The organism is Gallibacterium salpingitidis, assembly GCF_030517105.1.
Lineage (GTDB): Bacteria > Pseudomonadota > Gammaproteobacteria > Enterobacterales > Pasteurellaceae > Gallibacterium > Gallibacterium salpingitidis.
The window spans coordinates 2107935-2129868 of sequence record NZ_CP103875.1 but is presented as its reverse complement, the minus strand read 5'-3'; the positions used below and the strand labels follow the sequence as shown (position 1 = coordinate 2129868).

The window sequence follows — 21934 nt, the reverse complement described above, 5'->3', positions numbered from 1 at the left end:
AGTAGTTGTATGAGTGATATTGCTATCACTATCAGTCTCCTATCATTAGTTGCTGTACTTGGATTATGGATAGGACACTGGAAAATTAGGGGCGTCGGTCTTGGTATCGGCGGTGTATTGTTTGGCGGAATATTAGTTTCCCATTTCACTACACAATATGGCATCACTTTAGATGCGCACACTATGCACTTTGTGCAAGAATTTGGTCTCATTCTCTTTGTTTATACCATAGGGATTCAAGTTGGACCGGGCTTCTTCTCTTCACTACGATCATCTGGCTTAAAACTCAATTTATTCGCCATGATGATCGTTTTTTTAGGTGCGGTGTTAGTGGTCGTTATGTACAAACTATTTGGTTTGGAATTACCTGTAATACTCGGTATTTTCTCAGGTGCAGTAACTAATACGCCATCATTAGGGGCAGGGCAACAAATTCTTGCTGAATTAGGTTTTACCAATATTACTGAAACGATGGGTACTGCTTATGCAATGGCTTATCCATTTGGTATTTGTGGTATTTTGCTCACTATGTGGTTAGTGCGCTTATTCTTCAAAATCAAGATTGATCAAGAAGCCGCAGCATTTGAACGCGAAATGAATCACGACAAGGAAACTTTAAGTGCGATCAATGTTAAAGTGACCAACCCAAATCTTGAAGGCTTACGCATTGGTGAAATACCGGGATTAGAAGTAAAAGAAGTGATTTGTTCTCGCTTAAAACGCGGCGATACTTTGTTAGTGCCAAAAGATGAAACCATTGTTCAGTTAAATGATTACTTACATTTAGTCGGTGAGCCAGCAGCGTTGCATCGTGTGCAATTAGTTGTTGGTGAATTGGCAGGAAGTGAATTATTAACAACTCGTGGTACAGATTTACGTACTGTGCGTGTGGTAGTTACTAATGAACAGGTGCTTGGTAAGAAAATTCGTGATTTAAATATTCATCAAAAATATGAAGTAGTAATTTCTCGTTTAAATCGTGCTGGGGTAGAACTTGTACCAAGTCAAAGCACCAGTTTACAGTTCGGGGACGTGTTAAACCTTGTTGGACGTTTAGATGCGATTGAAGCCGTTACTGCGATTATTGGTAATGCACAACAAAAATTACAACAAGTACAAATGTTGCCAGTTTTTATTGGGATTGGTTTAGGGGTATTACTCGGTTCTATTCCAGTACAAATTCCTGGTTTCCCAGTAGCATTAAAACTCGGGTTGGCGGGTGGTCCGTTAGTAGTTGCATTAATTTTGGCGAGAATCGGTAGTATCGGTAAACTTTATTGGTTTATGCCGCCAAGTGCTAACTTAGCATTACGGGAAATTGGGATTGTCTTATTCCTTTCTGTGGTTGGTTTAAAATCAGGCGGTAATTTCTTAGAGTCATTGATTGATGGTGATGGTGGTGAATGGGTGCTTTATGGTGTCTTTATTACCTTTATTCCACTCTTTATAACAGGAATCATCGCGAGAATTTATGGCAAGTTAAACTATCTTACTATTTGTGGTTTACTCGCCGGTTCAATGACTGATCCGCCAGCGTTAGCTTTTGCTAATGCAATGAAAGAAGAAAGCGGTGCAGCGGCACTCTCTTATGCAACTGTATATCCGTTGGTAATGTTCTTACGGATTATCTCACCGCAGTTGTTAGCGATATTGCTGTTTGCCATTTAAATGACAACATAATGAGAAATAACCTAGCCGATGTGCTAGGTTATTTTTTGTCTATTTCAAATATTTATTAAGTGATAGGATGACACAATATGCTAAAACACAAAGAGGAAATAGTATGAAAAAAACAGTAATTCTATATGCGCCTATTGCTCACGAACTTCGCGCTCGTTTAGAACAGGAATTTGAAGTCATTTTTTTCCATAAAATTGATCAGAATAATGAGCAACAATTTTTAGCTGCATTACCCACTGCGGTAGGTGTAATTGGTACAGGAGTTGATATTAAAGGCGATCGTTTAGCGAAAGCAGTTAATTTAAAAGCGATTTCTACCATTTCTGTTGGCTATGATAACTTTGATGTAACAGAGTTAACGGCGAAAGGGATTCGTTTGATGCACACGCCAGATGTATTGACTGATACTACCGCTGATTTGATTTTTACGTTGTTGATGGCAACCGCAAGAAGAATTGTAGAAGTATCTGATTTTATTCATCAAGGACACTGGAAAAGAAGTGTTGATCAATCTTTATTTGGTGTTGATATTCATCATAAGAAAATCGGCATTATCGGAATGGGGAATATTGGACAAGCAGTAGCGAAGCGGGCTTATCTAGGCTTTGATATGCAGGTATTTTATTACAGCCGTCATCGTAAACCAGAAGTAGATCAACAATATCAAGCTGTATGGTGCGAGCTAGAGCAATTATTAAAAGAGGTGGACTTTGTTTGTATTACCTTGCCATTAACAAAAGAAACTGAACATTTGATTAATCAAGAAAAATTAAGTTTGATGAAACCGAGCGCGATCTTAATTAATGGCGGACGCGGTAAAATTATTGATGAGCAGGCGTTGATCAATGCATTAAAAACAAAGCAAATTCGAGCAGCAGGTTTGGATGTCTTTGTGCAAGAACCGTTGCCAATGGACTCTGAATTATTGCAATTATCCAATGTTGTGTTAGCGCCACATATTGGTTCAGCTACTTTTGAAACCAGATATAAAATGGCGGAATTAGCCGTTGAAAATCTCATTGCTGCGTTACAACCAGAAAAACCAAAGAAAAATTTGGTTAATCGCGAGGTTGCCTAAACATAAAATAAACCCCGATATAGGTTCGCCATATCGGGGTAAGTCTAATAATAATGACTAATTAAGCTACTTCACTAATTTTCACTGGGCGGCCTTCGTCCAATGATTTTTTCGCTGCTAATGCGATTAATACTGGTTGTAAGCCGTCATTTCCATTCACTAATGTTGGTTTGTCATTAACAATAGAATCCACAAAGCATTTAATTTCATCAGCAAAAGATTGCATATAGCGTTCAAGGAAGAAATATTTTGGTTTTTCAGCAATCACGCCAGCTTCGCAAGAGTAAACTGCAGTAGAGTCTGTATCATTGCGAGTTTGTATTGCACCTTTAGAACCAAATACTTCGGCACGTTGGTCATAACCATAAACTGCTTTACGGCTATTATCAATCACGCCGATTGCACCGTTGGCTAATTTTAACGTGATTACGGCAGTGTCAATATCGCCAGCTTTACCAATTTCCGGATTAACTAACACGCCACCTGCTGCATATACTTCCACTACTTCGCTGCCAGATAAGTAGCGAATCATATCGAAATCGTGAATCGTCATATCAAAGAATAGACCGCCAGAAACTTTTACATATTCGATTGGTGGCGCATCTGGGTCACGAGAAGTTACACGAATAAGATGTGGTTCACCAATATCACCAGCAACAACACGATCTTTGATTGCTTTGAAGTTGTGGTCAAAACGGCGGTTAAAACCAACTTGGAATTTCACACCAGCTTTTTCAACTACATCAAGCACTTCACGGATTTTATCTTTGTTTGGATCGATTGGTTTTTCGCAGAAGATGTGTTTTCCTGCTTGAGCCGCTTCAATTGAGATTGGTGCGTGAGTATTAGTTGATGAGCAAACTAATACTGCATCAATTTCTGGATCTTGCAAAATTTTACGATAATCATCGTAAACATTTGGGATCCCCATACTTGCAGCCCAAGATTGCAATTCTTCTGTTACTTTAATATCAGAAATAGCTTTAATTTCAGCTCCTTTCACATATTTGCTGATACTTTCTGAATGGACACGACCAATACGACCAGCACCGATAATCCCTACTTTAATCATCATAGACTCCTTAAATACCTGCAACTTCTTTAATGTATTTACGACCTTTTAAGGCGTATTCGAATGGATTCGCTAGTGCAGGATCTTGTTCTGCTTCTACGACCATCCAACCTTTGTAATTGTGTTTTTCTAAGATCTCAAAAATTGGTTTGAAATCAATAACGCCGTCACCTGGAACGGTGAAAGTTCCTTTTTTCACTCCTTCTAAGAAGCTGAGATCTTTCGCTTTCACTTCAGCAACTACTTCATCACGCACATCTTTTAAGTGAACGTGAACGATACGATCGATATATTTTTCTAATACATCTAACATCGCTTTTTGGCTACCTTCTGAATAGTAAAGGTGACCTGAATCAAAGAGTAAATAAACGTCATCGTTAGTGATTTCCATATATTTATCAACTTCAGCTGGAGTTTGAATACCTGTACCCATGTGATGATGTAAGCAAACTTTCATTCCTTTTTCAGCCGCTAATTTCGCTAATTCATTATAGCCTTCAGCGATAAGCTGCCATTCTGCATCGGTGAATACGGTTTTTTCTTTGAAGATGGCTTTCTTTTGCCCTTGAATACTGCGGCTTTGTTCTGAACAACCAATCACTTTTGCGCCCATTGCGTGGAGAAAATCACGGTGTTCAATAAAACCCTTGATAGTTTCTTCTTTTTTACCATCAACAAAAAATGTACTAAACCAAGCGTTACAGATTTGAATGCCACGTACATCTAACTTATGTTTTAATACGGCGATATCGCGTGGATACTTATTACCTACTTCACAACCTTGATAACCTGCAAGTGCCATTTCACTTACACATTGTTCAAAGGTATTTTCGCTGCCTAGTTCAGGTAAGTCGTCGTTAGTCCAACCAATTGGTGCGATACCAAGTTTTACGTTTTCTGCTTTCATAAGTTTCTCCTACTGGAAGATAAGTTAATTATTAATAACGTCTAGCTTCATTGATGCGTAATTGCGCATTGGCATAAGCTTGGCGTACACGTTCTTTAGTGGAAACTTCGGCAACGCCAACGTGCCACCAACTGCCATAACCGTGAACCATTGTCTTCGGCAATACTTTTACATCAATTAAAGTTGGAACTGTTTGTTTTCTTGCATCTGCTAATGCAGCAAGCAATTCTTCTTCATTGCGAACGGTATAGGTTTTGCAACCATAGCTTGCTGCATTCATTGCAAAGTCAATTGGAATAAAGCCTGCATCTAATTTATTAGTATTTGGATTTCTAAAACGGAATTCGGTACAGAAGCTATCCATACCATGACCAACTTGTAGATTGTTGATACAACCATTAGTCATATTATCGAATAACACTACATTGATTTTTTTATGCTCTTGAACCGCGGTAACTAGTTCAGTATGGAGCATTAGATAAGAACCATCACCTAATAAGGTATAAACTTCTTTATTTGGTTCGGCGAGTTTGGCACCTAAAGAAGCCGCTACTTCATACCCCATACAAGAGTAGCCATATTCAAGATGGTAGGTATTTTCGCCTTTTGCTTGCCATACTCGTTGTAAATCACCCGGTAAGCTACCTGCCGCTGCCACAATAATATCATTTTCGGTCAGTTGTTGATTTAAAATGCCTAAGACACGACTTTGTGTTAAGCAGGATCCAGTTAATTTAATAAACTCGGCAAAAATCTTGTCACGATTTGGTAAAGCGTCATTCACTTCAGGCACAAAGTTTTCACCATAAGTCACGTGTGCAACACGATCTAATTCTGTTGCCATTTGTTGTTTTGCAGTTGCAATTTGTTCACCCCATTGTGCTTGATAGCCCGCAAGTAATGGTTGTAATTGCTGTAAAGTTGCTTTGGCATCTGCGGTTACTTGTACTCCATCAAGTTTATAAGCATCAAAACGAGCAACATTAATATTGAGGAATTGCACTTCTTCATTTTGGAAAATCCATTTAGATGAAGTGGTGAAGTCGGTATAACGAGTACCAATACCAATCACTAAATCAGCTTCTTTTGCTAATAAATTTGCAGCTAAACAACCAGTTTCACCAACACCGCCAACATTTAATGGATGATTTGCCACGATAGCACTTTTTCCTGCTTGAGTTTCTGCAAATGGAATTTGATAGGTTTCAGCAAAAGCTTTAAGCTCTTGAGCTGCTTCTGAATAACGCACACCACCACCGCAAACGATCAATGGTTTTTTCTTACTCTTAATCAATTCAACGGCTTGTGCCAACATTGCTGCGGTTGCTGGTGTTCTTTCAATACGATGAATACGTTTTGCAAAGAAATATTCAGGATAATCATAGGCTTCTGCTTGCACATCTTGCGGTAATGCGATAGTCACAGCCCCAGTTTCAGCTGGATCGGTAAGCACACGCATTGCATTGATACAAGCACTCATTAATTGTTCTGGGCGAGTAACCCGATCCCAATATTTACTGACGGCGCGAAAAGCATCATTGGTACTGATACTTAAATCATAAGGTTGCTCAATCTGTTGCAACACTGGATCGGGTTGGCGAGTAGCAAACACATCACCCGGTAAGAGTAATAAAGGAATACGGTTTGCTGTTGCAGTTGCCGCAGCAGTGATCATATTTGCTGCACCTGGACCAACAGAAGAAGTACAAGCATAAATTTGTTTTCTTAATTTTTGTTTAGCAAAACCTGTAGCGATATGCGCCATTCCTTGTTCATTACGACCTTGATGAACAATTAACTCACCACTATCTTGTTCTAATGCTTGACCTAAACCGAGTACGTTACCATGTCCGAAAATACCAAAAATACCTTTGACGAACTTAGTCACTTTGCCATCAACTTCGACATATTGATTATCTAAAAATTTGACCAGCGCTTGGGCAACTGTAAGACGTTGAGTTTTCATTTACCTCTCCTTAATGAATCGTATCAATTAAGATTGATTTGTGGTTATTCTACTCAAAAAATTTTTCAATAAAACGAAATATGAAATATAAATTTCATTTTTGAGAGGTGGATCAACTATTTTAAAAAAATTTGTTGATGATTGAGGAAGAAATAGCCGCATACTTTATATGTATTAGTCAGAAAAAATATAGTTTTGATAGTAAGTGAAAAAAATTTTGCGATCTTTCTCGCAAAAAAGATGATAAGATATGGAAAATTGAAATTTTTATTCTAAAATTAAATTCATTAGATTTTTTATTTTCTTTAAATGCAAAGCAATACTGATTTTAGGAGGCAGGAAATGTCTAAAACGCTAGATGTCATTTGTTTAGGACGGGTTGCAGTGGATTTATATTCACAACAAATTGGTTCTCGTTTAGAAGATGTAAGTAGTTTTTCCAAATATTTAGGCGGTTCATCTGGTAACGTTGCTTATGGTACTGCAATTCAAGGTTTGAAATCTTCAATGTTAGCTCGTGTTGGTGATGAACATATGGGGCGCTTTTTACGTGAGGAATTGCAAAGTGTGGGAGTGGATACTAGCCATTTAATTACAGATAAAGAGCGTTTAACGGCGTTAGTTATCTTAGGCATTAAAGATACAGAAACATTTCCATTGATCTTCTATCGTGATAATTGTGCAGATATGGCAATTACGGCAGATGACTTTAGTGAAGAGTATATTGCTTCTGCGAAAGCGCTGGCGATTACTGGTACACACTTATCACATCCGAAAACTCGCCACGCTGTATTGACTGCATTAGAGTATGCAGGGCGTAATGGCACCAAACGTTTATTGGATATTGACTATCGTCCAGTACTTTGGGGATTAACTTCTTTAGGTGATGGTGAAACTCGTTATATTGACTCAGCAGCAGTAACTAAATCATTACAAGAAGTTTTACACCATTTTGATGTATTGGTGGGAACAGAAGAAGAATTTCATATTGCCGGTGGTTCAACAGATACGTTAACTGCATTGAAGAATGTGCGTACATTTACGAAAGCGACTTTAGTATGTAAACGTGGTGCATTGGGTTGTTCTGTTTTTGAAGGTGAAATCCCTAATGATCTTGATGGCGGTTTAAATGTTTATGGTGTACGCGTTGCAGTCTTGAATGTATTAGGCGCTGGTGATGCCTTTATGTCAGGTTTATTGCGTGGTTATGTCAATGGTGAAGGATGGGAACAAGCCTGTCGTTATGCTAATGCATGTGGAGCGTTAGTGGTTTCTCGTCATGGTTGTGCGCCGGCAATGCCAACAAAAGCGGAATTAGATGATTATCTATCACGAGCAGAATCGGTACCTCGTCCAGATTTAGATAGTACGTTGAATCATTTACATCGTGTGACTACCCGTAAACAGCAGTGGGAAAATCTTTGTATTTTTGCCTTTGATCACCGTATGCAATTAGAAGAGATGGCAGCGAAGTGCGGCGCAGATGTGAAACGTATTCCACAGCTTAAACAATTATTATTGCAAGCGGCAGAACAGACTGCGCAAGAAGAGGGAATCTATCAAGGACACGCAGGCATTTTAGCGGATACGACTTATGGACAAGATGCGTTAAATGCGATTACTGGTAAGAAATGGTGGATTGGACGTCCGATTGAAAAACCGGGTTCTCGTCCATTGGAATTAGAACATGGTGATTTAGGTAGCCAATTAATTTCTTGGCCGAAAGAGCACGTCGTGAAATGTTTAACTTTCTATCATCCAAATGATAATGACAGTATTAAACAACGCCAAGATCATAAATTATTAGAAGTTTATCAAGCGTGTTGCCGTACAGGGCATGAGTTATTACTCGAAATCATTTTGCCAAAAGATATGGAGCAAAATGAAGCCTATTATGTAGATATTGTGCGCCATATTTATCAATTAGGTATTAAACCAGATTGGTGGAAACTTCCGGGAATGACGTCAATTACTTGGCAGCAATTAACCGCAGTTATTAATGCTAACGATAAATATTGTCGCGGTATTTTAATTCTTGGTTTAGATGCACCAGAAAGTGTATTTGATGCAACTTTCAAAGAAGCAGCATTAGCTCCAATGGTGAAAGGGTTTGCGGTGGGTAGAACCATTTTTGGTGAGCCTTCTGCACAATGGCTAGCGAATGAGTTAGATGATCAAGCATTAGTGAAAGCAGTTTCAGAAAAATATCGTCGCTTAATTCATCTTTGGAAGAAATATCGTGGTTAGTCGTTAATTTTAAGTGGAAGCGTAAATGAAATAACCTAACCTTTTTGAGGTTAGGTTATTTTTTGCAGATAATTCAATTTTTAAGCCTCTTCTTCCTGTTGGAAAGCTAATGAAATCGCTAGGCTTTGCACTAAGTTCATTGTCGAACATTGTGAACGAAAGCCGTTAATGTGAGCCTCTTTAATCACAAATGAGATATCACTAAAACTGACTAATGGGCTAAGCTGGCTATCTGTAATTGCAATTTGTTTTACACCTTCTTTAGCAACAGAATCTAGAATATTGAGTGTTTCTTTTGCGTATGGAGCAAAACTAATCGCCACCACGACATCACCTGGTTTAATCAGATTTAATTGCTCTTCAAACATTCCGCCTAAACCATCAATGATATAAGAACGACGATTTAAGTGATGTAAAGCATAATTTAAATAACATGCAATGCTGTAAGAACGTTTTAAACCAATAATAAAAATATTATTTGCTGCATCTAATAATTTAACTGCTTTATTCAGTTGTGCTGTATCAATATTGGTTGCTAATTGCGTGAGGGCGGTTGCATTGGCGTGGGAGAAAACTGCTAAAATATTTTCAGGACTATGTTGTTGAGTATGATCCGCATCCATTTTATGAAAGAGTTCAGCACGCTCTTTATAGTCTGCAGTAGATTCCATCAAACTTTCTTTGAATACCTGTTTCATTTCATTAAAACCGCTGAAATCAAACACATTGGCAAAACGAATTAATGTTGATGGTGGGACTTCCGCTCGTTCTGCGATAACTGCAACCGTATCAAAAACCACGCTATTTGGATTATCTAAGATATATTTAGCAACTTGTTTTAGCCGTTTACTTAAACTGTCGTAACGTTCCCGAATTTGATTTTCTAATTGTTCAACTTTGATTGATTTGTTCATATTCTGTGAGTAAGTAGTGAGTGAAATATAGACAATATTCTAAGGGATAACTTTACGATTTGAAAAGGAAATTTCATTTTTATTGAGTATGATATAGAACGCTACAACAAATTATGCGTAAATAATGTAAGATCAAAGGTAATGTTTCTCTTGAAATCTTATTGTTATCCCCAATAACTAGGGGCGTGTTTTTTTATAAAGGATCATATCATGTCAAATCCATTACTTAATCCACAAGGATTACCTGAATTTTCAAAGATCAAATTAGAACATATCCAACCTGCTATTAGTCAATTAATCCAACAATGTCGTGATACTGTTGAACAAGTTTTAAAACAAACAGAATTCACGTGGCAAAATTTTTATCTGCCATTGGCGGAAGTAAACGATAAATTGAGTAAGGCTTGGTCGCCGGTTGCGCATTTAAATGCGGTGAAGAATAGTGCGGAATTGAGAGAAGTTTATCAAGCTTGTTTGCCATTATTATCAGAATACAGCACTTGGGTTGGTCAGCATCAAGGATTGTATCAGGCTTATTTACAATTAAAAAATAGTCCAGAATTTGCAAAATTGTCTAAAGATCAGAAAAAAGCGATTGAAAATAACTTGCGTGATTTTGAATTATCTGGGATTTCTTTGCCTGCAGAACAACAACAGCGTTATGCAGAGATTGTGGCGCGTTTATCAGAGTTAAGTTCACAATTTAGTAATAATGTTTTAGATGCCACTATGGGCTGGGAAAAAGTGATTACCGATGTGAATGAGATTGCTGGTTTGCCAGAAAGTGCGTTACAAGCAGCAAAAGCTTCTGCTGAAAGCAAAGGGGTTGCAGGTTATCGTTTCACATTAGAATTTCCAAGCTATTTACCTGTGATGACTTATTGTGAAAATCGTGCGTTACGTGAAGAGATGTATCGTGCTTTTACGACTCGAGCTTCTGATCAAGGTCCAAATGCTGGTAAATGGGATAACACGCCAATTATGCAAGAAATTTTGAGCTTGCGTTATGAATTAGCCAAATTATTGGGTTTTGCGACTTATGCCGATTTATCTTTAGCCACCAAAATGGCGGAAAGTCCGCGTCAAGTGTTAGATTTTTTACAAAATTTAGCGCATTGTTCTAAGGAACAAGGTGAAAAAGAGTTTGCTGAATTACAACAATTTTGTCGTGAGCATTTTGCTGTTGATCATCTCGAACCTTGGGATATTCCATTTTATAGTGAAAAACAAAAACAAGCGTTATTTGCCATTAATGATGAAGAGTTAAGACCATATTTCCCAGAAGATCGAGTATTATCAGGGTTATTTGAAGTTGTTTCGCGTATTTTTAATATCAAGGCAGTAGAGCGTTTTGATGTTGATACTTACCATCCAGAAGTGCGTTTCTTTGATTTAATTGATGAAAACAATGAGGTTAGAGGTAGTTTCTATCTTGATCTCTACGCTCGTGAACATAAACGCGGTGGAGCGTGGATGGATGATTGCATTAGCCGTAAACGTAAAGCCGATGGTTCATTACAAAAACCGGTCGCCTATTTGGTATGTAATTTTAATCGTCCAATCGGCGATAAACCGGCACTCTTTACTCATGATGAAGTTACGACGTTATTCCATGAATTTGGTCATGGTATTCACCATATGTTGACCAGAATTGAAACTGGTGATGTTTCTGGTATCAATGGTGTGCCTTGGGATGCAGTAGAGTTACCGAGCCAATTTATGGAAAATTGGTGTTGGGAAGAAGAGGCTTTACGTTTTATTTCAGGACATTATCAAACAGGCGAATCTTTACCGAAAGAGAAATTGGCGCAATTAATTAAGGCGAAAAATTTCCAAGCGGCGATGTTTGTATTGCGTCAGCTTGAGTTTGGTCTATTTGATTTCCGTTTACATTATGAATTTGATCCAGCGAAAACTGATCAAATCACCACGATTTCAGCGGAAGTGAAACGTGAGGTGGCAGTGATTAAAGTGCCAACATGGGTGAGAACACCACATAGCTTTAGTCATATTTTTGCAGGCGGTTATGCAGCAGGCTATTACAGTTATTTATGGGCGGAAGTGTTATCTGCGGATGCGTTCTCACGTTTTGAAGAAGAGGGTATTTTTAATGCAGAAACAGGCAAATCTTTCTTGGATAATATTTTAACGCAAGGAGGATCTGAAGAACCAATGGCGTTGTTTAAACGTTTCCGCGGTAGAGAGCCGAAGTTGGATGCGTTATTGCGTCATAAGGGTATTGCTAAAGAAAGCTAGTTGTAGATCATAATGGAGTGTCAAAAATGGCAGATGATTGTGATCTGCCATTTTTTGTATATTAAGACTTGTGATTAGCGCCAAATATTTGGCTTAACTTTTTTCGCTAGTTCAGGGTAATTTTCTACTTTAAATTCAGGTTCTTTGGTTGTTTTTAGCTGTGACTGATAGTCTTTGAGTAACAACCATACCACCGGAGAAAGTAACAAAATAGCAATTAAGTTAATCATTGCCATAATTCCCATAAAGGTATCAGCCATATCCCATACTAGCGCCATTTTTTGTACCGCCCCAAAATAAACCATCGCTAATACTGCCATACGGAAAACCATAATAACGGTAGGATTATTTTTAATAAACTGAATGTTCCCCTCAGCGTAAGCATAGTTACCAATAATAGTAGAGAAAGCAAACATAAACAGGATCACTGCAAGAAAATCTTTACCCCAAGCACCAACTTGATGTTGAATTGCTAATTGAGTAAGTTGCGCACCAGTCACACCAGAAGTAAGGGATTCACCGGAAAGCAATACGATAACGGCAGTTGCGGTACAGATAATAATAGTATCAACAAACACACCAAGCATTTGAATTAAGCCTTGACTCACAGGATGTTTAACATCTGCACTCGCGGCAGCATTTGGTGCCGAACCCATACCAGCTTCGTTAGAATATAAACCACGTTTGATACCGTACATCATCGCTTGAGAGAATACTGCACCGAAAAATCCTCCTGCTGCGGCATCAAAATTAAAGGCTGAAGAGATAATTAAACTTATTGTTGCCGGCACAATACTTAGGTTGTTGAATAGAATATAAACTGCCATTGCTAAGTAGAGTAATGCCATTAATGGTACAAGTACTTCAGCAATGCGTGAAATTCTACGAATACCGCCAAAAATCATTGGCGCAGTTAAAATAACTAATGCAACACCAACAGCTTGCGGCGAGAAACCCCACGCACCATTACTTGCTTCTGCAATGGTATTGGATTGAACGGCATTAAAAACAAAGCCGTAAGTAATGATGAGTGAAATGGCAAATATCCAGCCAAACCAGCGTTGTTTTAATCCTGAAGTAATATAGTAAGCCGGACCACCACGAAAATGCCCAGCAAGATCCTTAACTTTAAATAGTTGAGCGAGAGAAGATTCAGCAAAAGCACTACTCATACCAAGTAATGCTGTCACCCACATCCAAAAGACGGCACCAGGTCCACCCATTGTGATAGCGATTGATACACCGGCAATATTACCGACACCCACTCGGCTAGCAAGACCAGTAACAAAAGCCTGAAATGGCGAAATGGCATGTTTACGTTCGACATTTCTACCGCCAAGCATCTCGCGAATACTTTGTGGTAATAAACGGATTTGGACAAAAAAGAGTGATAAAGTGAAATAAAGCCCTGTTCCTAATAAAGTAATAATAACAATATTCCACAGCGGCTCATTAATTTGATTGATTAGATTATGAAAGGCTTCCATTCATAAACCCCATTTTGTTTTTGTTATAAGATTAGCAAATGCACAAAACCATAACATAACCTAATCATAAAAAGAACAAGAATTTTAAATTATTTAATGATTAAATACTTTTTTTGCAATTTGTATCACAAAAATTGTTTTTTTCTAGTCGAACCATAAAGGTAATTGCATTTTTACTAATAAACCACCTAATTCACTACGTTGAGCTTCGATAGTACCATGATGCTGTTTTACGGTATTGAGTACAATTGCTAAGCCTAAGCCAAAACCACCAGATTCACGAGTACGAGCAGTATCAACACGATAAAAAGGTTCAAAAATATTTTTATATTCACTATCGTCAATACCATTACCATCATCTTCAATCGAAATATTGAGGTAATCATCCACAATAGAAAAAGAGAGCTTTATGGTTTGTTCACCATATTTTTTGGCGTTTTGGATAATATTTTCTAATGCACCAGCTAAAGCAGAAATATTGCCATTAATAAAATAACGTTCAGGGTGAGCAATATTATTCTCAACAATTAAATGTTTATTAGTATTTTGTGCTTTATTGAGCTGTTCTAATTCAAAATGCGTATTTTCAATCACATCTTCCCAAATATCATTAATTGGAGAAATTTTATGTGCAAAATGATGGCTAATTTGTTGTCGAGAAATATTTAATATATCTGAAATCATTTGTTCTAAACGTTCAGCTTCTATTTCAATACGAGCAAGTTCTGGTGTTTCGCCATGACGACGGCGGATAATTGCCGCAGAGAGTTTTAATCTCGCTAAAGGTGTTCTTAATTCATGCGAAATATCGGATAACATTCTTTTTTGTGAAGTTAATAAGTTTTCGAGCGCAGCTACCATCTGATTAAAATTCTTTCCTACTGCACGAATTTCTATTGGTCCTTCTTTTTCTAAGTCGGGATTGATAGTGAAATTTCCCATAGCAACGTTATTGACAGCCTTACGTAATTTCACGATTGGTTTGGTGATACGATAGGAAAGAATAAGTAATAGCGGTGCAGTCATCACAATAATGACGAGCAGCATTATTAGATAATTATCAAAGAATTTCTTAATAAAAGGGTGAGTTGGTGGTACATTCTTAATGAAATAAACGTAATATATAGAAAGTTTATCGCTACCATCAGAAAGTTTAATTAAAAAAGGTCCAACAATTTCAGAATTATCGAATTGTTTTTCTTGTGGATAAAGTGGGTTGTTGGAGCGTGAAATAAATTCCTTAATATTTGTATAGTCTTGGTAATTTACGTTTAGAATTTTTCCGGCTTGATTAACAAGAGCAAATCTTAATTTCTTCTCTTTTTCAATAAATTCTACTTGTGATTGGAGTTCAAAAATATTATTAGCATCCGTTTTTTCCATCATCGCAAACACAATATTATTGTAATAATTAATTTCTTTATCGTTTAGTATTGAATAATTTCTGGCATCAAAAGATGGTAGAAAAACGACAATAATAAATGAGATACAAAATACGAGAATGAAGAAAAGATATATTTGCCCTGTTAATGAAGAAAATAGTTTTATTATGCTTTTTTTCATAAATAGCTCGATAACTTAAAAATAAAACCCTCATTTCTAATGAAAAACGAGGGCTTTATCAATTTTTATAAACGTACCATAAGTTTATTTATCTTGTAATTAAGAGATAACCTCGTCCTCTTAATGTTTTGAACCATGGTAAATTATCTCTTCTTGGTGGTAATTTTTTACGCAAATTAGACATATGCATATCGATTGCACGATCAAAAGGCGTTAAGCGTTTACCTAAAATTTCAATAGAGAGTAATTCTCTAGAAAGAATTAATCCAGGATTACGAATTAACATATGTAATAACGCAAATTCTGTACCAGTTAATTCAAGATCTCTGCCTTGATAGATAACCTGTTGGCGTCCTGGGTGAAGAGTAATATCATCGAATTGTAAGGTTTTGGAGTCATCGGAAGTATTAATTTCAATATTAGTACCGATAGTATTGGTGGTTGAGTTGGTTTTAACACGACGTAAGATCGCTTTAATACGAGCAACTAACTCACGATCATTAAATGGTTTAGATAGATAATCATCTGCGCCCAATTCTAAACCTAAAATTCTATCAACATCATCGCCTCTTGCTGTGAGCATTAACACTGGCGTGGTATATTTTTGTCTAATTTGTTTTAAGGTTTCGATACCATTGAGTTTTGGCATCATAATGTCTAATAAAATAAGATCATAACTTGGATCTAACTTGTTTAGCGCTTCTTCACCATTATAGACGACATCAACATCGAAACTTTCCATCACTAAGACTTCAGTTAATAAATTTGTAAATTCTATATCATCGTCAACAAGAAGTATTTTAGGCATTTTATCTGTCCCCTATTTTTATAAATGGCGTCTATTGTATCTAAATATAATACCTAAGAATAGATTTTAAGAGGGTAAATCTTGAAAAAATTGCTCGTATTAGATCAATTTTTATGTAGAAAATAGTCAAAAATGAAAAGAAGGATTGTTTTAGCTAGGTGAAAATAAAGCCCCGTAAAAGAACGGGGCTTGTAACAATCAAAGATTAAAGTTGATCAGCATTTTTCTTCAAGTATGCAGCAACACCTTCTGGGTTGTCTTTCATACCTTCTTTACCTTTTGACCATTGTGCTGGGCAAACTTCACCATGTTCTTCGTGGAATGCAAGAGCATCAACCATACGAAGCATTTCATCGATGTTACGACCTAATGGAAGATCGTTAACAACTTGGTGACGAACAACACCATTTTTGTCGATTAAGAAAGATGCACGTAATGCAACGCCTGCTGCTGGGTGTTCGATACCATATGCTTCAGCGATTTCATGTTTAACATCAGCAACCATAGCGAATTGAACTTCACCGATACCACCTTTATCTACTGGAGTTTTACGCCATGCGTTGTGAGTATATTGAGAGTCGATAGAAACACCAACAACTTCTACACCACGTTTTTTGAATTCTTGATAACGGTGATCGAATGCAATGATTTCTGATGGGCAAACGAAAGTGAAGTCTAAAGGCCAGAAGAATACTACTGCAGCTTTACCTTCAACATGTTTTTTGAAATTGAAATTATCAACGATTTCACCGTTACCTAATACTGCTGATGCAGTAAAATCCGGTGCTTGACGAGTTACTAATACCATAACTATCTCCTTGTGAGTATCTAATTAATGATTAAGATTGAAACAACGAAATAATAACAAAGCTCGTTGTTTTGACGTGGTAAAAGATACCGCTTTCCCTATTAAATATACAGTTGTTTTTATCTATCAAATCAATTAATGTTAAACCATATATTTACCAAGAGAGGTTTAATAATGGTAACGCAAACACAACAAAAAAACACGCAACTTATCCATTCCGGTCGTAAAAATCGAGTTACTCAAGGTAGTGTAAATCCAGTTATCCAACGTGCATCTTCTTTAGTTTTTGAAACTGTCGCTGATAAAAAAATCGCTACTCGTCAACGTGCAAAACAGGCATTATTTTATGGCCGTCGTGGCACATTAACCCATTTTGCATTACAAGATTTGATGTGTGAATTAGAAGGTGGCGCAGGCTGTTATCTGTATCCTTGTGGCGCTGCTGCAATCAGTAATAGTTTATTGTCATTTGTACAGCAAGGCGATCATATTCTAGTGACTGGTGCAGCTTATGAACCGACACAAGAATTTTGTCAGGTGATATTAAAAAAATTAGGTGTAGAAACAACGTTTTTTGATCCAATGATTGGTGCAGATATTTCAGATCTTATTCAAGAAAATACAAAAGTCGTCTTTTTGGAAGCACCAAGTTCATTGACTATGGAAGTTGGTGATATTCCAACGATGGTCAAAGCAGTACGCGCGAAAAAGCCAGAGATGATTATTATGATCGATAATACTTGGTCTGGTGGATTATTATTTCCGGCATTACAACATGATATTGATATATCAATTCAGGCAGGAACAAAATATTTAGTAGGTCATTCTGATGCGATGATTGGAACGGCGGTAGCGAATGAACGTACCTGGGATCAATTACGCGAGCAATCCTATTTAATGGGGCAAATGGTAGATGCGGATACTGCGTATATGACAGCACGAGGTATTCGTACCTTAGCGTTGCGTCTAAAACAACATGGTGAAAGTAGCATTAAAATTGCAGAATGGTTAGCACAACAACCAGAAGTTAAAGCTGTTTATCATCCAGCATTACCAAGTTGCCCAGGGCATGAATTTTTTAAACGTGATTTTAGTGGGGCAAGTGGCCTATTTTCATTTGAATTGACACAGCGTCTTGATGAGCAACAAGTTGCCGCATTTTTAGATCACTTCAAGTTATTTACTATGGCATATTCATGGGGTGGTTATGAATCATTAATCTTAATTAACCAACCAGAAGAAATTGCACGAATCCGTCCTAATATTCAGCGTAAATTAACGGGCAGTTTAGTACGTATCCATGTTGGTTTAGAAGATCCTGAAGATTTAATTGCTGATTTAGCAGCGGGCTTTGCGAGAATTCGTTAATTGTTATAGTTAGAGTACAATTTTATTGTACTCTAGCTTTTTCCTCAGCAATATTCATCATTTTGATCAATAACTTACGATCAACTTTACGCTGACTGTCTAAAATTTTCTGCCAGAAATCAATCGCTTGTGAGAAATGTTGTTGATTAAAGGCATCATTAGCAAGCAATAATAAAGCCGCTGTATCTTGTGGATCGAGTTCTAGTGCTTCATCTAACCACTGTTGTACTTGTGGGGTGATGGTTTGCTTAGATTTGTAGTAAAGTGCAGTGGCAGCAGCACCAAGAATATAAGATTTTCTGCCTAATAAAATAGTTGCTCTAGAATAGGATTCTATTGCATTGTCAAATTCATTATTTTGAGCATAAGCTAAGCCTAATTCATACCAATTTTCACCATTATTGGGATTAGTACGAATTTTATTCTGTACAGCAATAATCATTTCTTCATTTGGATTTTTGCTGTTATCTGTTTGGCTGATGTGCTGGCTTGTAATTTGTTGCTGTTGTTGTAATTGTGAAAAACGTTCAGTTGTAAAGTAGTAACCAAACACTAATAAAATTAACAGTAGAGCAAAAGAAATTGCGATAGTTTTTGCATAAAGAAGAGGATTTTTTGCGCTATTTTGTTGCTCTTGCATAAAACGGTAGGCAGTTTCATTGATTAAAATGATATTTTGCTGCTTTTTACTTTGCGCTAATTGTTGATTAAGTAGTTGTTGATTAAGCTTTCTATTATTTAAATCTTCTCGTGTAGTTGGCTTGTAAAAATATAGTATGGCTAAGATCAATACACAATAAATAGTGATACCGACAAAGAAAATCATATTATTCATGTTGTTCCTGTTGATCTAAAAAAGCTTTGAGTTGTTGTTGTTCTTCAGCATTGAGCAGAGTATTTTTCTTACGTTTACGGAGATAAAAAATACTAGAAAATATCGCAATTAGTAATGCAAGTAGTGGTAATAACCATAAGAAGTAAGTTTTTGTTGTTAATGGTGGATCATAACGTACAAAATCACCAAAACGTTCTGTCATTGTTTGCACAATTTCATCATTACTTTTTCCCTGATTTACCATTTGATACACTTCAATTCGTAAATCATAAGCAACTGCTGCATTTGATTCGACTAAATTTTGATTCTGACATTGTGGGCAACGCAAGGTTTTAGCTAACGCAATAGCACGCTGCTGTGCTTCAGGTGAATTAAATTGAAATGTATCAACAATTTCAGCTTGTACAAAGCAACTAAAACCAAGAATAAGTAGCAAGATAAATCTCATTTGTTTTCCATTTGTAGTTTTTTAATTAATGGCAACATTTCTGTTTGCCAAATCGTTTCGTTAATTGCTCCACCATCAAAGAAATAGCGAATAATTCCTTGTTTATCAATAATGAAAGTATAGGGCGCACCATTGATACCGAGCTCTGCAGCAAACATACCTTGACTGTCATAGGTATTCAGTTTGAATGGGTTACCTAATTGCTGTAATGTTTGTAAGGCATTTTCACGCTTGTCTAAATAGTCAATGCCAATAATTGGTACATGATATTGTTGTGTAATTTTATGCAGTAATGGAAATTCTTGTTGGCAAAATTGACACCAACTGCCCCAAATATTGATTAAGTAAACCTCGCCTTGTGGAAAATCGTTATTGTGCAAAATACGATTCTGCTCGTGAAGATCAGATAAGGTAAAAGCTGGTAATGGTTTATTGAGATGATCTTTCATTTTTTGTAATGGATCCTGATTTAAGCTAAGAAAGAGCATTACAGCAAAAATAAAAATAATAATAAGGGGAATGAATAACAGCCAACGTTTCATAGTGATACCTGATTTATTTGACGCGGTTTTCTTGCTTGCCACATTGCAAAGAACCCACCTAACATAGCTAATAAACCACCGAACCAGAGCCAGCGAATATATGGTTTATAGTGTAAACGGAAAGTAAATTCAGTCGGTGAGAGTTTATTGCCCATTACGATATAAAGATCGTGTGTCCAACCCCATAAAATACCCACTTCACTCATATTCATTGTACGTACATCATAAAAACGTCGTTCAGCACTAATTTGTGCAATGTTGCTATTGTTATGGCTAATATTAAAAAAAGTACGTTCCGCAGTATAGTTTGGACTAATCTCATTGCGATAACCAAGATAAGTAAATTGATATTGGTGTAAGGTTTGCGTATCGCCAGCTTTCATTTTCACGCTCATTTCTTCGGCATAATAATTACTCATTGTTCCACCGATAATACTGATCGCTAAGCCTATATGAGCAAAACGCATACCCCACTGCTTTTTATCTCGTAACCAGTGTGAAAATAAGGTATTGAAACATAGCCACCATGACAAAGTTAGCAGCATAAAAGCCATAGGTGAAATTGCTTTTAATTGAAAATTTTCTTCATACAAGATTTGCACAATGGTAAGCAAAATTGCAGGAATTAGCAGCAAGCTTGCTTTGTTCAGACGTGAAAATGTTATTCGCTGCCAAGTGAATTGTGGTGCAAAAATAATCAGTAATAAGGCAATCAATAATAATGGCAGGAATAGGTGATTAAAATAAGGTGTTCCTACTGAAATACTTCCCCAACCCATCATAGTAAAAATCATAGGATAGAAGGTGCCAACAAACACGATTAAGGTTGCTAAGGTAAATACAATATTACTGATAAGAATAGCACTTTCTTTAGATAACCATTGGAAGCGTACAATAGAGGGTGGAGTATTGGCGCGTAATGCAAATAATGTTAGACCACCAATAACGAATAAGAAAAAAATAGCCAAAAGAGCATGGCCACGTTGTGGATCAATGGTAAACGCATGTACGGAGGCTAATACGCCTGAACGAACAATAAAGGTTCCTAGTAAACTGAGGGCAAAAGTAAAAATAGCAAGAAGCATTACCCAATAAAGTAATATCCCCCGTTTTTCATAAACAATTAAGCAGTGCAATAATGCGGTAGCAAGGAGCCATGGCATTAATGAAGCATTTTCTACCGGATCCCAAAACCACCAACCACCCCAACCGAGTTCATAGTAAGCCCACCAAGAACCTAAAATAATTCCTGCAGTCAGAAAAGCCCAAGATGCTAATACCCAAGGACGACATAAACGCGCAAAAGCAGCATTAAATTGTTGATACATAAGGGCAGCAATCACTAGGGAAAAATTAACTGCAAAACCAACATAGCCCAAATAGAGTAAAGGTGGATGTACGATTAAGCCTATATCTTGCAACATAGGATTTAAATCTCGTCCTTCTAATGGAATTGGAAACAAACGATGAAAAGGATTGGATAGGCATAAAATAAATAAAGCGAAACAAAAACTAATTAACCCCATTATTATCAGGGCAGTACAGATAAGTTTTTGGTCAGCGTGGCGATTTAACCAAGCAAATAATCCAGTCCATACAGAGAGAGAAAATAACCAAAACAGCATAGACCCTTCATGACCACCCCATGTTGCGGCAATTTTATAGAAAAGAGGTAAGTTTGAATTGGAATGTTGAGCAACATACTCCAATGAAAAGTCATTGGTAGCAAAAGCGTAGGCAAGTAAGATTAAAGTAATAACAGTAAAAATAGTATAGAGATAACTTAATGGGAATGCTAATTGGCAAAAAATAGATTGTTTTCTCCATAAACCGTAAGCTGGTAATAACCATAAAAAGAAAGTGAGTCCAACGGTTAAGAGTAAGCTGATAAATCCTAATTCTGCTAGCATAAAGTATTAAGTTCTCTGTTATAAAAATTAAAATGATATGTTGGT

At 36.9% G+C, this 21934-nt stretch carries 17 protein-coding genes; 5 read left to right on the top strand and 12 right to left on the bottom strand.

The window, feature by feature from the left end; genetic code table 11:
* The first annotated feature begins 9 nt into the window (after positions 1-9).
* Together NYR30_RS10175 and NYR30_RS10170 are read left to right on the top strand one after the other, a co-directional pair.
* The gene (locus NYR30_RS10175; RefSeq protein WP_066105776.1) at positions 10-1668 is read left to right on the top strand and encodes a putative transporter; all 1659 of its coding nucleotides are present in this window, start codon (positions 10-12) and stop codon (positions 1666-1668) included.
* A 115-nt stretch (positions 1669-1783) separates the two neighbouring features.
* Positions 1784-2758 carry a 2-hydroxyacid dehydrogenase gene (locus NYR30_RS10170; RefSeq protein ID WP_066422177.1) on the top strand — a complete coding sequence of 325 codons (975 nt, stop codon included), beginning with the start codon at positions 1784-1786 and terminating at the stop codon, positions 2756-2758.
* A 61-nt stretch (positions 2759-2819) separates the two neighbouring features.
* Here NYR30_RS10170 and iolG read toward each other — a convergent pair whose 3' ends face one another.
* Genes iolG through iolD form a run of 3 tightly spaced genes read right to left on the bottom strand, consistent with a single transcriptional unit; the run spans position 2820 to position 6703 of the window.
* Entirely contained in the window at positions 2820-3830 is a 1011-nt protein-coding gene (gene iolG, locus NYR30_RS10165) for an inositol 2-dehydrogenase (RefSeq protein WP_066422176.1), read from the bottom strand.
* A gap of 10 nt (positions 3831-3840) precedes the next feature.
* Entirely contained in the window at positions 3841-4737 is an 897-nt protein-coding gene (gene iolE / locus NYR30_RS10160) for a myo-inosose-2 dehydratase (RefSeq protein ID WP_066422175.1), read from the bottom strand.
* Positions 4738-4768: 31 nt separating this feature from the next.
* Complete coding sequence (iolD, locus tag NYR30_RS10155; protein ID WP_066112323.1) at positions 4769-6703, bottom strand: 3D-(3,5/4)-trihydroxycyclohexane-1,2-dione acylhydrolase (decyclizing); 1935 nt, start codon at positions 6701-6703, stop codon at positions 4769-4771.
* Between the two features lie 342 nt (positions 6704-7045).
* On the opposite strand from iolD, the gene NYR30_RS10150 reads away from it, so the two are divergent.
* Positions 7046-8950 carry a bifunctional 5-dehydro-2-deoxygluconokinase/5-dehydro-2-deoxyphosphogluconate aldolase gene (locus NYR30_RS10150; RefSeq protein WP_066112325.1) on the top strand — a complete coding sequence of 635 codons (1905 nt, stop codon included), beginning with the start codon at positions 7046-7048 and terminating at the stop codon, positions 8948-8950.
* Positions 8951-9030: 80 nt separating this feature from the next.
* Here the strand turns inward: NYR30_RS10150 and NYR30_RS10145 are convergent, their stop codons facing one another.
* Positions 9031-9864 carry a MurR/RpiR family transcriptional regulator gene (locus NYR30_RS10145; RefSeq protein ID WP_066105792.1) on the bottom strand — a complete coding sequence of 278 codons (834 nt, stop codon included), beginning with the start codon at positions 9862-9864 and terminating at the stop codon, positions 9031-9033.
* A 210-nt stretch (positions 9865-10074) separates the two neighbouring features.
* On the opposite strand from NYR30_RS10145, the gene prlC reads away from it, so the two are divergent.
* Entirely contained in the window at positions 10075-12120 is a 2046-nt protein-coding gene (gene prlC / locus NYR30_RS10140; RefSeq protein ID WP_066112328.1) for an oligopeptidase A, read from the top strand.
* A 74-nt stretch (positions 12121-12194) separates the two neighbouring features.
* Here prlC and NYR30_RS10135 read toward each other — a convergent pair whose 3' ends face one another.
* From NYR30_RS10135 to NYR30_RS10120, 4 genes are all read right to left on the bottom strand, one after another.
* Entirely contained in the window at positions 12195-13607 is a 1413-nt protein-coding gene (locus tag NYR30_RS10135; RefSeq protein ID WP_066105816.1) for an alanine/glycine:cation symporter family protein, read from the bottom strand.
* Between the two features lie 144 nt (positions 13608-13751).
* Positions 13752-15170, bottom strand: coding sequence for an envelope stress sensor histidine kinase CpxA (gene cpxA, locus NYR30_RS10130; RefSeq protein WP_066422174.1), 1419 nt, complete (start codon positions 15168-15170; stop codon positions 13752-13754).
* Positions 15171-15258: 88 nt separating this feature from the next.
* Complete coding sequence (gene cpxR / locus NYR30_RS10125) at positions 15259-15978, bottom strand: envelope stress response regulator transcription factor CpxR (protein WP_066112335.1); 720 nt, start codon at positions 15976-15978, stop codon at positions 15259-15261.
* A 205-nt stretch (positions 15979-16183) separates the two neighbouring features.
* Entirely contained in the window at positions 16184-16786 is a 603-nt protein-coding gene (locus tag NYR30_RS10120) for a peroxiredoxin C (protein ID WP_066105825.1), read from the bottom strand.
* Between the two features lie 174 nt (positions 16787-16960).
* On the opposite strand from NYR30_RS10120, the gene metC reads away from it, so the two are divergent.
* Positions 16961-18154, top strand: coding sequence for a cystathionine beta-lyase (gene metC, locus NYR30_RS10115; protein WP_066422173.1), 1194 nt, complete (start codon positions 16961-16963; stop codon positions 18152-18154).
* A gap of 22 nt (positions 18155-18176) precedes the next feature.
* On the opposite strand, the gene NYR30_RS10110 is transcribed toward metC, so the two are convergent.
* The 4 genes from NYR30_RS10110 to NYR30_RS10095 are packed head-to-tail and all read right to left on the bottom strand — an operon-like array spanning position 18177 to position 21889.
* Positions 18177-18989, bottom strand: a complete 813-nt coding sequence (locus NYR30_RS10110; protein ID WP_066422172.1) for a TPR domain-containing protein — start codon at positions 18987-18989, stop codon at positions 18177-18179.
* The gene (gene nrfF, locus NYR30_RS10105; protein ID WP_066422171.1) at positions 18982-19437 is read right to left on the bottom strand and encodes a heme lyase NrfEFG subunit NrfF; all 456 of its coding nucleotides are present in this window, start codon (positions 19435-19437) and stop codon (positions 18982-18984) included. The genes NYR30_RS10110 and nrfF overlap by 8 nt, the downstream gene beginning before the upstream one ends.
* Complete coding sequence (locus NYR30_RS10100; protein ID WP_066422170.1) at positions 19434-19979, bottom strand: DsbE family thiol:disulfide interchange protein; 546 nt, start codon at positions 19977-19979, stop codon at positions 19434-19436. Before NYR30_RS10100 ends, nrfF begins: the two co-directional genes overlap by 4 nt.
* Positions 19976-21889 carry a heme lyase CcmF/NrfE family subunit gene (locus tag NYR30_RS10095; RefSeq protein WP_066422169.1) on the bottom strand — a complete coding sequence of 638 codons (1914 nt, stop codon included), beginning with the start codon at positions 21887-21889 and terminating at the stop codon, positions 19976-19978. Before NYR30_RS10095 ends, NYR30_RS10100 begins: the two co-directional genes overlap by 4 nt.
* Positions 21890-21934: the final 45 nt, after the last annotated feature.

What these genes read in the sequence shown, in the direction of transcription:
- metC (WP_066422173.1), top strand. Translation starts at nt 16,961, where the DNA reads ATGGTAACGCAAACACAACAAAAAAACACGCAACTTATCCATTCCGGT.
- NYR30_RS10145 (WP_066105792.1), bottom strand. Translation starts at nt 9,864, where the DNA reads ATGAACAAATCAATCAAAGTTGAACAATTAGAAAATCAAATTCGGGAA.
- NYR30_RS10120 (WP_066105825.1), bottom strand. Translation starts at nt 16,786, where the DNA reads ATGGTATTAGTAACTCGTCAAGCACCGGATTTTACTGCATCAGCAGTA.
- iolD (WP_066112323.1), bottom strand. Translation starts at nt 6,703, where the DNA reads ATGAAAACTCAACGTCTTACAGTTGCCCAAGCGCTGGTCAAATTTTTA.
- NYR30_RS10100 (WP_066422170.1), bottom strand. Translation starts at nt 19,979, where the DNA reads ATGAAACGTTGGCTGTTATTCATTCCCCTTATTATTATTTTTATTTTT.
- cpxR (WP_066112335.1), bottom strand. Translation starts at nt 15,978, where the DNA reads ATGCCTAAAATACTTCTTGTTGACGATGATATAGAATTTACAAATTTA.
- NYR30_RS10135 (WP_066105816.1), bottom strand. Translation starts at nt 13,607, where the DNA reads ATGGAAGCCTTTCATAATCTAATCAATCAAATTAATGAGCCGCTGTGG.
- NYR30_RS10110 (WP_066422172.1), bottom strand. Translation starts at nt 18,989, where the DNA reads ATGAATAATATGATTTTCTTTGTCGGTATCACTATTTATTGTGTATTG.
- cpxA (WP_066422174.1), bottom strand. Translation starts at nt 15,170, where the DNA reads ATGAAAAAAAGCATAATAAAACTATTTTCTTCATTAACAGGGCAAATA.
- NYR30_RS10170 (WP_066422177.1), top strand. Translation starts at nt 1,784, where the DNA reads ATGAAAAAAACAGTAATTCTATATGCGCCTATTGCTCACGAACTTCGC.
- NYR30_RS10175 (WP_066105776.1), top strand. Translation starts at nt 10, where the DNA reads ATGAGTGATATTGCTATCACTATCAGTCTCCTATCATTAGTTGCTGTA.
- prlC (WP_066112328.1), top strand. Translation starts at nt 10,075, where the DNA reads ATGTCAAATCCATTACTTAATCCACAAGGATTACCTGAATTTTCAAAG.
- iolG (WP_066422176.1), bottom strand. Translation starts at nt 3,830, where the DNA reads ATGATTAAAGTAGGGATTATCGGTGCTGGTCGTATTGGTCGTGTCCAT.
- nrfF (WP_066422171.1), bottom strand. Translation starts at nt 19,437, where the DNA reads ATGAGATTTATCTTGCTACTTATTCTTGGTTTTAGTTGCTTTGTACAA.
- iolE (WP_066422175.1), bottom strand. Translation starts at nt 4,737, where the DNA reads ATGAAAGCAGAAAACGTAAAACTTGGTATCGCACCAATTGGTTGGACT.
- NYR30_RS10150 (WP_066112325.1), top strand. Translation starts at nt 7,046, where the DNA reads ATGTCTAAAACGCTAGATGTCATTTGTTTAGGACGGGTTGCAGTGGAT.
- NYR30_RS10095 (WP_066422169.1), bottom strand. Translation starts at nt 21,889, where the DNA reads ATGCTAGCAGAATTAGGATTTATCAGCTTACTCTTAACCGTTGGACTC.